Below are 12,477 nucleotides of genomic sequence, written 5' to 3'. Positions count from 1 at the left end.
TGGAAGCGGCGCTACGTCCTGGCGCGCCACTTCTCGGACAACCCGGCCTCGGGCTCGGTGCTCTGCAAGAGCGGCTTCCTCTACACCGGGGAGGTCCGGCTCTCGCCCTCGGCCGCCCGCGGCGAGGCCGTCCCCTCACGGATGATGGTCTGGCTGGCGTGAGTTTGCGGCGCTCGCGTGGTAGAGCCTTTAGGATCAGATCCTTCATCTGATCCGTTGAAAAGGCTCTACTCTAAGAAATTAGAGCGCGCCGGACGGGCTAACCGGCTTCCACTTAGCTCTGGCGCGCTCTATGCGGGCGCCGAACTCTCCTGGATCATGCACTTGACCACCGCCGCCACCTTCAAAGCGCCCCTGGACGCCCTGCTTGCAGGGCGCGCCTTGGCGTGGCGGGTGGGCGCCGTCCTGATGGGAAGCTGGCTGCTGGCCGCGTCCTCCTGGGCGGAGGTGGCCATGTACCCCGTGCCCATGACCCTGCAGACCTACGCCCTGCTGGTCATCGCCGGCCTGTCGGGCCTGCGCCTGGCCCTGGAGATCGTCTTCATCTGGCTGGCCCAGGCGGCCATGGGCCTGCCGGTCCTGGCCGGGGGGGCGAGCGGGCTCGAGGCCCTGGTGGGCCCCACTGGCGGCTACCTCCTGGGCTTCCTGGTCGCCGCCGGCCTGGTGGGCTGGTTCTCGGCGCGGACCGGCCGGGGATGGCTGCCGCTCACCGCCAGTTTCCTCGCCGCCCATGCCGTCATCCTGCTGCTTGGCTTCGCCTGGCTCGCCTCCGGTCTGGGGGCCAAGGCCGCCTTCGCCGGCGGCGTCGCGCCCTTCCTTCCCGGCGCCTTCTTGAAAACCCTATTGGCCGTCGCGACCGTGAAGCTCGTGGGCGACCGGATCCTGACCCGATGAAATTTCTCGACCAGTGCAAGGTCTATATCCGCTCCGGCAACGGGGGCGGCGGCGCCGTCTCCTTCCGGCGCGAGAAGTATATCGAATACGGCGGCCCTGACGGCGGTGACGGAGGCCGGGGCGGCGACGTCTGGATCGAGGCCATGGACGGCCTCAACACCCTGATCGACTTCCGCTACAGCCAGCACTTCAAGGCCGAGACCGGCACCCACGGCATGGGCCGAAACCGCCACGGCGCGGCCGGCGAGGACATCGTCATGAAGGTCCCCGTTGGCACCCAGGTGCTGGAGGAGGACAAGGAAACCCTGATCGTCGACATGGACACCCCCGGCCAGCGCTTCCTGCTGGCCAAGGGCGGCAACGGCGGCTGGGGCAACGACCGCTTCAAGAGCTCCATCAACCAGGCCCCCTATCACGCCAACCCCGGCCAGGAGGGCGAGGAGCGCTGGATCTGGCTGCGGCTGAAGCTGATCGCCGATGTCGGACTGGCCGGCCTGCCCAACGCCGGCAAGTCCACCTTCCTGGCCGCCGCCAGCGCCGCAAAGCCCAAGATCGCCGACTATCCCTTCACCACCATCCACCCCAATCTCGGCATCGTGGACCTGTCCCCCAGCGAACGCTTCGTCCTGGCCGACATTCCGGGCCTGATCGAGGGCGCCTCGGACGGGGCGGGGCTGGGAACCCGGTTCCTGGGCCATGTGGAGCGCACGGCGGTGCTGATTCACCTGATCGATTCCACCCAGACCGATGTGGTGGAGGCCTGGAAAACGGTTCGCCATGAACTCGAGGCCTATGGGGAGGAGCTGGGCGACAAGACCGAGATCATCGCGCTCAACAAGATCGACGCCCTGGACGAGAGCACGGTGGAGATGCAGCGCGAGGCGCTAGAGGAAGCCGCCGGCGTGCCGGTCCGCCTGGTCTCCGCCGTCGCCGGCACAGGCGTGGTGGCCATCCTGCGCGAGGCCTACGCCCTGGTGCGCGACCGCAAGGCCGCCGCGGCCGTGGGCAAGGGCGGCGAGGACGAAGTGGGCTGGAAGCCGTGAGCGGGATCGAGCGCGCCCGCCGGGTCGTCGTCAAGGTCGGCTCAGCCCTGCTGGTGGGGGAGGACGGAACCGCCGACACCCTGTGGCTCGCCGCCTTCGCCGCCGATGTCGCGCGCCTGCGGGCTCGCGGCCAACAGGTGCTGGTCGTCTCCTCCGGCGCCGTGGCCCTGGGTCGCCGCCGGCTGATGCTGGCCAAGCGCTCCCTGACCCTGCCCGAGAAACAGGCCGCCGCCGCCGCCGGCCAGTCGGCCCTCATGCGCGCCTGGGAAGAGGCCCTCGAGCCCCACGACATCCATGCCGCCCAGGTGCTGCTGACCCGCGACGACACCGAGGTCCGGCGCCGCTGGCTGAACGCACGCGCCACCGTCGAGACCCTGCTGGACCTGGGCGTGGTCCCCGTGGTCAACGAGAACGACACCGTGGTCACCGAGGAAATCCGTTACGGCGACAATGATCGCCTGGCCGCTCGGGTCGCCCAGATGATCGGCGCCGACGTGCTGATCCTGCTCTCGGACATCGACGGCCTCTACACCGCCGATCCCCGGAACAACCCCGATGCGAAACATCTGGCCCGCATCACCCACCTGACGCCGGAGATCGAGGCCATGGCCGGGGGCGCCAACGCCAGCGCCGGGGTCGGCACCGGCGGCATGGCCACCAAGATCGCCGCGGCCCGCATGGCCCAGTCGGCCGGCTGCGCCACCGTCATCACCCTGGGTCGCCGCCCCTCGCCCCTGGCGGCTCTCGAGGCCGGCGAACCCGCCACCGTCATAGAGCCCGCGCTCAGCGCCAAGGCCGCCTATAAGGCCTGGATCGCCGGAACGCTCGCGCCTGCCGGAACCCTGGTGGTGGACAATGGCGCCGCCCGCGCGCTGTCCACCGGCAAGAGCCTGCTGGCCGCCGGCATAAGGGCGGTGGAGGGTCGTTTCGAGAAGGGAGACGCCGTCGTCGTCCGCGACGAGGCCGGCCGCGAGATCGGCCGGGGCCTGACCCGCTACGACAGCGCCGACGCCACCGCCATCCTCGGCCTCAAGTCCGACGCCATCGAGGGAGCCCTGGGCTACACCTCGGGCCCGGTGATCCATGCCGACGACCTGGCCCTTGGCCACGCCCCGGCCGAGGCCGCCGCCGGCTAGACCGCCTGAGCGTGGACTTCCGGGCGGGCTTCGGCGATCGCCAGAGCGTCGCCGATGGTCTCATACAGCACGCCCACCTCGATCGGCTTGGCGACATAGGCGGTCATGCCGGCGGCCATGTACTCGGCGATCTGATGGCTCATGGCGTTGGCCGACAGCGCGATGATCGGGATTGGCGGCATGCCCTGCGCCGCCTCGGCCTGACGGATGGCCAGCGCCGCGGCCACCCCGCCCATCTCGGGCATCTGGATGTCCATCAGGATCACGTCGAAATCGGCCGTGGCCCAGGTCGAGACCGCCTGTAGCCCGTCCCCCACCACTGTCAGCTCGACGTCCAGGGGCGCCAGCAGGGCGGCCAGCACCTTTTGGTTGGTGGGATTGTCCTCCGCCGCCAAAATGCGCAGGCGGCGGTCCTGGGGCAGGGTGATCTCGCCAGGCGCCACGCTGGCCGGGGCGCGGGGGGTCTCACTGACCCGGGGCAGGGGCAGGCTGACCCGGAATTCCGACCCCTTGCCCAGCGCGCTGGCCACCTCGATCGTCCCGCCCATCAGCTCCACCAGCTCGCGGCTGATGGCCAGGCCCAGACCCGTCCCGCCGAATCGGCGTTCGTTGCTGTCGTCGACCTGGGTGAACTTGGAGAACAGTTTCGGCAGGGCCTCGGCCGACATGCCGATGCCGCTGTCGCGGACGATGAAGTCCAGGCCCTTGGCGGTGGTGGTCACCTCCAGGGACACGGCCCCGACATCGGTGAACTTCACGGCGTTGGAGAGCAGGTTGGAGAGAATCTGGCGGATGCGGTCGGCGTCCCCCAGCCAGACCCCCGTGGCGTCCAGGTCGACCGTGGCCTCCAGGTCCAACCGCTTGGCGGCGGCTGCGCCGGTGAAGGTGGACACCGCGCGGTTGGCCAGGGTTTCGATGTCGAACTCCACGGGCGCCAGGTCCAGCTTGCCCGCCTCGATCTTGGAGATATCCAGCACGTCGTTCAGCACCTGCAGCAGGCCCGCGCCTGAATCGCGAATGATGTGCAGCCGCTCGCGCTGATCGGGGGCCAGGGCCTCGCGCTCCATCACCTGGACCATGCCCAGCACGCCGTTCAGGGGCGTGCGGATCTCGTGGCTCATATTGGCCAGGAACTGGGACTTCATCTTGTTGGCGCTCTCGGCCGCCTCCTTGGCGACCTGGCTGCGCACCAGCACGTCCTCCATCTCGCGGCGCTCCAGGGCGTTGCGTCGGAAGACTCCCAGGGCCTGGGCCAGGCGGCCGATCTCATCCTCACGGAATTCGAAGGGAATCTCGCTGTCCAGGTCTCCGGCCGCCACCTCCCCCATGGCCTGGGTGATCCTGGCCATAGGGCGCACCACCCGGCCGATGATGAAGGTCGCCGACAGCAGGCCGAAGGCGCAGGCGATCACCATCATGCCGATCGAAAGCTGCACCTGGCGTTCGGCGGCCTCGGCCTGGCGAGCCGCATGCTCGGCGGTGAGGTCAATACTTACCGCGACGATATCCACCAGGCTCTGCAGGCTCTCGATCATGTCGCGGTTGAGGGCCATGGCGTCGACGCGTCCGCCCGACTCCAGGGTGGACAGAGCGGCCGCCCGTGTGGACCGGAACTCGACGAAGTAGCGTCGATCCGCCTTGGCGATGGCGGCCTTCAGTTGCGGTGGATTGAACGCCAGGCTGGCTTGGCCGCTGATCATGCGATGCGGGGCGTCCACAGCCCCGGTGAGCTTGGCCATGGCCTCCCGATCCGCAGCGGTCGGCGGGCGCTCGCGTCCCAGGACTTCGCCCAGCAGCAGGGTATCCAGGCCCGCGGCGTCGCGCGCCAGCCAGGCCAGCTGCTTGACGGTCATCATCCGGGCGATGAAGGGATCGGTCTGGATGGCCTCATCGGAGAGCTGGGCGGAAAGCTCCGCAAGGGTGTCCACCAGGTTGGCGTTGGCCGTCAGCCAGGGCTGGCGCAGAGCGTCGGAACGGCGGGGGTCGGGGGTCGCCAAGGCCCGGTCGGTCACCTGACGCAGATGCGCGAAGGTCGCGCGTCGGGCCTCGATCTTGTCCAACAACCTACGCACGGCGGGTCCGTCCGAAACCACCTTCTCCAGCCGCGCCCTCTGCAGGCGGGCCAGGGCGAAGCTGATCGCTGCGTCGGTGTTCGCCCGGCCGCCGCTCAGCACACGCAGGGCCTCGGCGGTAGGGACGCCGGGCCTGGCCAGAGCAATGGCGACCGCGCCGCGCTCCAGCCTCAGGCCCTGCATGCCGTGGAACAGGTCGCGCGAGATCTCGGCGGCCAACAGCACACGCTGGGCGGCCTGCTGGCGCTGATGGGCGTGCAGGGCCATCACGGCGCAGGTGATCACCAGGGTGGCCACCATCACCCCCGCGATGATCTGCAGCAATGCGCCCAGACTGAGGATCTTCTTCATGCCGGCTCCCACCCCTCGCCCCTCAAGGTAAGGCCCAGACTGGTAACGGCGGCTTAATCGGCGGGACAATCTGTCGCGGAGCGGGGGTGAATTGCCGCCCCTGGCAAAGGTGCTTACTAAGGCTCATCCTGAGCATATGGCGGTCGACGTGGACGATGGAGCGGGCGGAGGCAGGGTTGAGGCGGCGAACGGCCGGCTGACGGCGCTCGCCTCCGGCATGGCCATCCCCTATGGCGGCGACCGGGTGGCCTATGTCTCGCCGTCCCTCGCCCAGGCCTTCCAGGCCGGTGACCGGTTGGTGGTGGTGCAGGACAGCGGCGACCTGCTGCACGTTCCCGCCGCCGTCCAGGCCGTGGCCGATGGGGCCGTGGGCCGGGCCCACGACGCCTTCCAAAAGATGGGGGCGGTCAGCGACGCCGCCATCACCGCCTTCTTCGACGCCTTTGCGGGCAGGCTTGCTGACGAGCGGGTCTGGACCGCGATCGGCGCCGCCAACGCCGCCGACGTCGTCAGGGCCCAGGGCCGAGGCCGCTCCACCACCCGCCTGAGCGTCAGCCCGGCGATGCGCGCCGACATGATCTCCGGGCTGCAGGCCTGGCGTGACGCCCCCGCCGCCCGGGGCAGGGTGCTCGAAACCGTCACCCACGAGGGCTGGAGCGTCGATCAGGTCATGGCCCCGCTCGGCGTCGTAGGCTTTGTCTTCGAGGGCCGACCCAATGTCTTCGCCGACGCCACCGGCGTTCTGCGCACCGGCAACACCGTGGTCTTCCGGATCGGCTCCGACGCCCTGGGCACCGCGCGCGCTATCGTCGAGCACGCCCTGGATCCCGCCTTGGCGCAGGCCGGCCTTCCTCCGGGCGCCGCGGCCCTGATCGATAGCGCCGAGCATGCCGCCGGCTGGGCCATGTTCTCCGACAGGCGCCTGGCTCTGGCCGTCGCCCGCGGCTCGGGCCCCGCCGTGGCCCAGCTGGGCGCCATCGCCCGCCAGGCCGGGACCCCGGTCAGCCTGCATGGCACGGGAGGCGCCTGGATGGTGGCCGATGTCGCCGCCGACGCCGTGCGATTCGAGGCCGCCGCCTATCACTCCCTCGACCGCAAGGTCTGCAACACTTTGAATGTCTGCTGCATCGTCCGCGAGCGGGCGCAGGACCTTGTCCCCGTCTTCCTGCGCGCCCTGCAGGCCGCCGGCGAGCGCCGCAAGGGCGCCAAGCTGCACGTGGTGGAAGGCTGCGAACGCTACATCCCCGCCGCCTGGCGCGACGCCCGGGTCACCGTCGCCCGCGCCGAGGGCGAGCGCGAGGAGCCCCTGGTGGAACCCCTGGCCGAGGGCGACCTCGGCCGCGAGTGGGAATGGGAAGAGACCCCGGAGGTCTCCCTCGTTGTCGTGGAGGACGCCGCCCAGGCCGTGGCCCTCTTCAACCGCTACAGCCCCCGCTTCGCCGCCAGCCTGATCTCGCAGGACGCCCAGGCCCACGAGCGCTTCTACGCGGCCATCGACGCCCCCTTCACCGGCGACGGCTTCACCCGCTGGGTGGACGGCCAGTACGCCCTGAACCGCCCCGAGCTCGGCCTCTCCAACTGGGAGCATGGCCGCCTCTTCGCCCGCGGCGGCGTCCTGGCGGGAGACGGCGTGTTCACCGTCCGCGCCCGGGTCCGCCAGACCGACCTCAACCTCGACCGCAATCCCGATACGGCGAAGCGGTTTTGATCCAGAGTAAAGCCCATGTGGTTCGCCGGACCCGCCCGGCGCGTCCCTGAGGCCGGCCGGCCCGCGACCCTGCGCCTGGGCTTCACGCTCACGCGGGGCATGCGGGTCGGGCTCTATGGCGGCTCGTTCAATCCGGTCCACGCCGGCCACGCCCACGTGGCGGAAACCGCCCGAAAGCGCCTGCAGCTTGACCGCGTCATCTGGCTGGTGTCGCCGCAGAACCCGCTGAAATCCAGCCGAGAGACCGCCAGCCTGGCGGAGCGGATGGCCGGGGTGCGCAAGGTGGCCCGCGGCCGGGCGATGATCGTCTCCGACGCCGAGACCGCCATCGGCTCCACCTACACCATCGACACCCTGCGGGTGCTGAAGGCCCGCTATCCGGGGGTGAAGTTCGTCTGGATCATGGGCGCCGACAGCCTGGCCAGCTTCCACCGCTGGCGCGGCTGGACGCAGATCATGGGCGGCGCCCCCGTGGCCGTGGTCTCGCGGCCCTGGATCTCCCTGAGAAGCCGCTTCTCGCCCGCCGCCCAGCGCTTCAGCCATGCGCGACGTCCCGCGAGCCAGGGGCCGATCCTGGCGGGGACTCAGCCGCCCCGTTGGGTGTTCCTCACCGGCCCCCTCAACTTCCTCTCGTCCACCGCCATGCGGGCGCGGATGGGCGGGTCGAGATCGTGATCGCACGCGCACTGCCCCTTTCCGCGCAATCATGATATGAGGCCTTTTAGCGAGGCAAAAAAGGAGCTACCCCGCTGAGCCCTGACCCTGCGCCGAGTGCGCACGAAACCGCGGTTTCCCCCGAGGTTTCCACCGATCCCCAGAGTCGCATCGCCGCTTTGGAAGACCTGATCCTGGCGCGTCTCGACGACGACAAGGCCCAGGATGTCGTGTTCATCGACCTGAAGGGTAAGAGCGCGGTGGCCGACGGCCTGATCGTCGCTTCCGGCCGTTCGCACCGCCATGTCGGCGCCATGGCCGACCACCTGCTGCGCGCCCTCAAGGACGAGGGTTACGGCAAGGTGCGCGTCGAGGGCATGCCCCACTGTGACTGGGTGCTGATCGACACCGGCGACGTGATCATCCACCTGTTCCGTCCCGAGGTCCGCTCCTTCTACAACATCGAAAAGATCTGGTCGGTGGACTCGGCCCACATCGCCTTCACTTGAAGCTGACGATCCTGGCGGTCGGGCGTCTGGCCCGTTCCCCCGAGGTCGAGCTGGTGAAGCTCTATGTGGACCGCGCCACCGCGGCCGGCCGCGCCCTCGGGCTCGGCCCGGTCGAGGTGGTCGAGGTCGAAGCCAGGAAGCCCGGCAAGGCCGCCGAGGCCGATGTCCTTCGCCCACACCTGACCGACGCCCACGTCATCGCCTGCGATGAGCGGGGAAGCGCGCGCGCGTCCCGTGATTTCGCCGCCGAGATCGCCCGGCTGCGGGACCAGGGGGTGCGCCGGCTCATCTTCATGATCGGCGGCGCCGACGGCCTCGATCCGGCCCTGGTGGCCGCCGCCAACGGCAAGCTGGCCTTCGGACCGCAGACATGGCCCCATGCGCTCGCCCGCGCCATGCTGGCCGAACAGGTCTATCGGGCGGTCACCATCCTGGCTGGCGGCCCCTATCATAGAGACTGACACACCCTTGCCGAGCCTCCGCCCCGCCTTCGTGATCGGCGCCCTCGCCAGCCTGGCGGCGGGGGTGGTGGCCGTGGCGGCGGTCAGCGAGCGCGACAAGCTCCAGAGCCTGAACGTCCGCGAGACCGTGCTTACCGCCGAACAGGGCCGCAACCTCAACCGCCTGGCCCGCCTGCTGACCGTGCTGGAGCAGTTCCGCCGCGATCCGCCGCCCGCCCTGCTGGTCAGCCCCGACGACGCGGTCTCCGCCGTCCGCGCCGCAATCCTGGTCAAGGCGATCACGCCCGAGCTGCAGCGCCGCGCCAGGCTCTACGCCGCCGAGGCGGGCGAGATCGCCCGCCAGCGCCGCCTGGCCGCCGTGGCCAGCGAGGCCCTGTTCACCGCCGACAGCGAACTGGCCGAGGCCCGGCTTATCCAGCCTCCAGGACAGCGCGATCGGACCCCGCTGCCGGAGGACGACGGCGAGGTCACCCCGCCCAAGGCCCTGATGGCGCCGGCCGACGGCCGCGTCACCCGGCGCTTCGGACAGCCCGTCCCTGGCGGCGGCAAGACCAACGGCCTGACCATCGAGACCGCCTCTGGGGCGAAAGTCGCGGCGCCCGACGCTGGACTTGTCCAATATGTGGGCCCGGTGAAGGGCTGGGGTGTGATCTTGATCTTAAGATTGGCCGGTGGATACCATCTGGTGTTGGCTGGCCTGGACCGGGTGAACGTCGATGTCGGACAATCGGTCGCGGCGGGCGCGCCTGTCGGATGGATGGCGGATGGGCGACAAACGCCCCCCGAACTCTATCTCGAGGTCCGGGAACGGGGCGCGCCGGTCAATCCGGGGCGCTGGATGACGGACGGAAACGGCTTGAGACCGACCGTTGGCTAAGAGAAAACTATGGAGCCCTGTGGGGTTCTCGTGGGGACGTGAAGCGGTTAAGCGGCTCAATTCCGCCGCAAGGGAGCCCTAGGGCCTAGTCTATGCGCAAGTACCTGTTGATCGGTGTTTCGGCCTTCGTCCTTGGGGCGGGCTCAATGGCCTATGTGAGCCAGCAGGCGCTGGCCTCTTCCCAGCCGCGGGCCAAGACCTACAAGATGCTTGAGCTGTTCGGCGACGTGCTGGACACGGTCGAGCGTCAGTACGTCACCGAGGTCGACGACAAGAAACTGATCGAGGCGGCCATCGACGGCATGCTGACCTCGCTGGATCCCCACTCCGGCTATCTGAACCCCGAGAGCTTCGACGACATGCGCGATCAGACGCGCGGGGAGTACGGCGGGCTGGGCATAGAGGTCACCAGCGAGGACGGCGTGGTCAAGGTGATCTCGCCCATGGACGGCACGCCCGCCTTCAGGGCCGGGGTCAAGGCCGGCGACTTCATCACCGCCGTCAACGGCGAGAGTGTTCTTGGCCTATCGGTCAATGACGCGGTCAAGCAGATGCGCGGCAAGCCCGGCGAGCCGGTCACCCTGACCATCGCCCGCGAGAAGACCGATCCCTTCGACGTCAAGTTGATCCGCGAGGTGATCAAGCCCAAGTCCGCCACGGCCAAGCTCGAAGGCGACTACGGCTACCTGCGGGTTTCGGCCTTCAACGAAAAGACCACCGACGAGGCCGAGGCCGCCATCGCCGGCCTGCGGGCCAAGCACCCCAAGATGAAGGGGCTGATCCTCGATCTGCGCAACAATCCCGGCGGCCTGCTCGACCAGGCGGTCGGCATCTCCGACCTGTTCCTGGATGGCGGCGAGATCGTCTCCCAGCGGGGCCGCGATCCCCGCGACGTCGAGCGCTATAACGCCCGCGCCGGGGACGCCACCGGCGGCCTGCCGGTGGTGGTGCTGATCAATTCCGGCTCGGCCTCGGCGGCTGAAATCGTCGCCGGCGCCCTGCAGGACCGCAAGCGCGCGGAACTGGTGGGCCTCACCAGCTTCGGCAAGGGCTCGGTCCAGACCGTTATTCCGCTGCGGGGCGGCGTGGACGGGGCGCTGAAGCTCACCACCGCGCGCTACTACACCCCGGCTGGGCGCTCCATCCAGAAGACCGGCATCCAGCCCGACCTGGAGGTGGCCGAGACCCGCGACGAGGCCCAGTCCATCGCCAACCGCGCCTTCCAGTTCAGCGAGGCGTCCTTCCGCAACGCCCTGAACGCCGAGGAGGGCAAGACCCGGATCGGCGCTCATGAGCCGGCCGAGGCTCCGCCGGCCGACTTCAACACCACCACCGGTGACTTCCAGCTGGCCCGGGCCAAGGATGTCCTGCGCTATGGCTCGGTGGCCGCGACGCCCAAGCTACCCAAGCCCACCGCCAAGATGGCCGAGGTGGTCTCCAAGCTGCCCAAGCTCGAGACCAAGCCGCTCGCGAAATAAGCTCCCGGGCGGCGCTCATCAATGAGCGCCGCCTGCGGCTCTTCGCCATGCTGCGGCGCGGCGGAAAGTAGCCCTTCATTAACCATGATCCCTCAGGCTCCCGACTGAAGCCTTGCGTGGTCATGCCTATGTTTTCCAAGAAAAAGCTCGTCACGGTCGCCGCCGCCCCGGCGCCGGGGATCAACGCCCAGGCGCTCTTGGCCAAGGCCATCGCCAACCCCTATGTGGGCGCCGGCGGAGCGGCCTTCCTGTTCATGTCTGCGGCCCTGATCCTGATCACCCTGATGGGCGATCCCAAGGCGGGAACCCCGGTGGTGCGCATCAGCCTCGCCAAGGTCGCGGCCATGGCCGCGCCCCCTGGCTGGCGGGAGGCCCTGACCGTCGACAACCCCGGCGGGACCACCCTTTCGACAGACATTTTCCGGCTCTCGGAGAACCCGCTTGGACCCGGCGCCGCCTTCGGCCAGGCGGTGATCACCGTCCCCGGGGCTCAGGCCTTCCACGCCGCCGATCCGCTGCCGCCGGCCCCCATCGCGGGTCTCACCGCCCAGGGCTCCGGCGGACTGCTCCCCATCATCGGCCCGGGGGGCAAGACGCCCGCTCAGGCCTATGCCCGGCCTTTCGCCAGCAACGGGCGGCCCAAGGTCGCCCTGGTGATCGGCGGCCTCGGCCTCAACGCGACGGCGACCCGCCAAGCCATCGAGAACCTGCCCCCCGAGATCACCCTATCCTTCGTGCCCTACTCCGACGGCCTGCAGGGGTGGATCGACCTCGCCCGCCAGAATGGCCACGAGGTGCTGCTGGAAGCCCCTATGGAGCCGGTGGACTATCCCGACAATGATCCGGGCCCCTACACCCTGATGGCCCAGGCCCAGGGCCAGGAGACAGTCAAGAAGCTGGAATGGCTGCTCAGCCGCGCCACCGGCTATTTCGGGGTGACCAACTATCTCGGCTCGCGCTTCGTGGGCTCCGACGGCGCCATGACCGCCTTCACCGGAGCCTTGCGCGGCCGCGGCCTGGCCTTCATCGACGACGGGTCCGCGGCGCGGCGCGGCGGCGGCTTGCCACGGGCCTCGGCCGACCGCATCGTCGATGATCAGCTCTCCGTGGAGGCCATCGATCAGCAACTGTTGTCCCTCGAAGCCGGCGCCCTGCAGCATGGCCAGGCCCTGGGATCGGGTTTCGCCTACCCCGTGACGCTGACTCAGGTGGCGCAGTGGGCGCAATCAGTGGAGTCTAGGGGTTACCAACTTGCGCCCGCCTCGGCCCTGACCACTCGCAGATAGACCTCCCG

11 protein-coding genes are annotated in these 12,477 nt (G+C 69.5%); 10 read left to right on the top strand and 1 reads right to left on the bottom strand.

What is annotated here, in order from left to right:
* Window positions 1-324 precede the first annotated feature (324 nt).
* From RMO97_RS02960 to proB, 3 genes are read left to right on the top strand one after another with little or no spacing between them, the layout of a single operon-like run.
* On the top strand, window positions 325-894 hold the full coding sequence (locus RMO97_RS02960) for a biotin transporter BioY (RefSeq protein ID WP_310539053.1): 570 nt from the start codon (window positions 325-327) through the stop codon (window positions 892-894).
* Window positions 891-1,937: a GTPase ObgE gene (gene obgE, locus RMO97_RS02955; protein WP_310539052.1), complete on the top strand. Its 1,047-nt coding sequence runs from the start codon at window positions 891-893 to the stop codon at window positions 1,935-1,937. The genes RMO97_RS02960 and obgE overlap by 4 nt, the downstream gene beginning before the upstream one ends.
* Complete coding sequence (proB, locus tag RMO97_RS02950) at window positions 1,925-3,073, top strand: glutamate 5-kinase (RefSeq protein WP_310539058.1); 1,149 nt, start codon at window positions 1,925-1,927, stop codon at window positions 3,071-3,073. Before obgE ends, proB begins: the two co-directional genes overlap by 13 nt.
* Here the strand turns inward: proB and RMO97_RS02945 are convergent.
* Window positions 3,070-5,496 carry an ATP-binding protein gene (locus RMO97_RS02945; protein WP_310539051.1) on the bottom strand — a complete coding sequence of 809 codons (2,427 nt, stop codon included), beginning with the start codon at window positions 5,494-5,496 and terminating at the stop codon, window positions 3,070-3,072. The two genes, proB and RMO97_RS02945, sit on opposite strands and share 4 nt — an antisense overlap.
* A gap of 148 nt (window positions 5,497-5,644) precedes the next feature.
* Between RMO97_RS02945 and RMO97_RS02940 the strand changes: the two genes are divergently transcribed.
* The 7 genes from RMO97_RS02940 to RMO97_RS02910 all read left to right on the top strand — a co-directional run bounded on the left by RMO97_RS02940 (window position 5,645) and on the right by RMO97_RS02910 (window position 12,469).
* Window positions 5,645-7,204 (top strand): aldehyde dehydrogenase family protein, encoded by a 1,560-nt coding sequence (locus tag RMO97_RS02940; protein ID WP_310539050.1) that lies wholly within the window; start codon window positions 5,645-5,647, stop codon window positions 7,202-7,204.
* Window positions 7,205-7,219: 15 nt separating this feature from the next.
* On the top strand, window positions 7,220-7,879 hold the full coding sequence (locus tag RMO97_RS02935) for a nicotinate-nucleotide adenylyltransferase (protein ID WP_310539049.1): 660 nt from the start codon (window positions 7,220-7,222) through the stop codon (window positions 7,877-7,879).
* Between the two features lie 74 nt (window positions 7,880-7,953).
* Window positions 7,954-8,367 carry a ribosome silencing factor gene (rsfS, locus tag RMO97_RS02930; protein WP_310539057.1) on the top strand — a complete coding sequence of 138 codons (414 nt, stop codon included), beginning with the start codon at window positions 7,954-7,956 and terminating at the stop codon, window positions 8,365-8,367.
* Window positions 8,364-8,828 (top strand): 23S rRNA (pseudouridine(1915)-N(3))-methyltransferase RlmH, encoded by a 465-nt coding sequence (gene rlmH / locus RMO97_RS02925; protein ID WP_310539048.1) that lies wholly within the window; start codon window positions 8,364-8,366, stop codon window positions 8,826-8,828. The genes rsfS and rlmH overlap by 4 nt, the downstream gene beginning before the upstream one ends.
* Before the next feature lie 7 nt (window positions 8,829-8,835).
* Window positions 8,836-9,705, top strand: a complete 870-nt coding sequence (locus RMO97_RS02920) for a peptidoglycan DD-metalloendopeptidase family protein (RefSeq protein WP_310539047.1) — start codon at window positions 8,836-8,838, stop codon at window positions 9,703-9,705.
* A 92-nt stretch (window positions 9,706-9,797) separates the two neighbouring features.
* The gene (locus tag RMO97_RS02915) at window positions 9,798-11,183 is read left to right on the top strand and encodes a S41 family peptidase (RefSeq protein ID WP_310539046.1); all 1,386 of its coding nucleotides are present in this window, start codon (window positions 9,798-9,800) and stop codon (window positions 11,181-11,183) included.
* Between the two features lie 122 nt (window positions 11,184-11,305).
* Window positions 11,306-12,469 carry a divergent polysaccharide deacetylase family protein gene (locus RMO97_RS02910; RefSeq protein ID WP_409035277.1) on the top strand — a complete coding sequence of 388 codons (1,164 nt, stop codon included), beginning with the start codon at window positions 11,306-11,308 and terminating at the stop codon, window positions 12,467-12,469.
* Window positions 12,470-12,477 lie beyond the last annotated feature (8 nt).

The sequence above is a fragment of the Phenylobacterium sp. genome (assembly GCF_031425575.1).
Taxonomy (GTDB): domain Bacteria; phylum Pseudomonadota; class Alphaproteobacteria; order Caulobacterales; family Caulobacteraceae; genus Phenylobacterium.
Note: the sequence above shows the minus strand (reverse complement) of the source record. Positions and strands in the feature narration are given on the sequence as shown.

Coding starts and splice junctions, on each gene's coding strand:
- obgE (WP_310539052.1), top strand. CDS start 891: ATGAAATTTCTCGACCAGTGCAAGGTCTATATCCGCTCCGGCAACGGG.
- RMO97_RS02945 (WP_310539051.1), bottom strand. CDS start 5,496: ATGAAGAAGATCCTCAGTCTGGGCGCATTGCTGCAGATCATCGCGGGG.
- RMO97_RS02935 (WP_310539049.1), top strand. CDS start 7,220: ATGTGGTTCGCCGGACCCGCCCGGCGCGTCCCTGAGGCCGGCCGGCCC.
- RMO97_RS02915 (WP_310539046.1), top strand. CDS start 9,798: ATGCGCAAGTACCTGTTGATCGGTGTTTCGGCCTTCGTCCTTGGGGCG.
- RMO97_RS02910 (WP_409035277.1), top strand. CDS start 11,306: ATGCCTATGTTTTCCAAGAAAAAGCTCGTCACGGTCGCCGCCGCCCCG.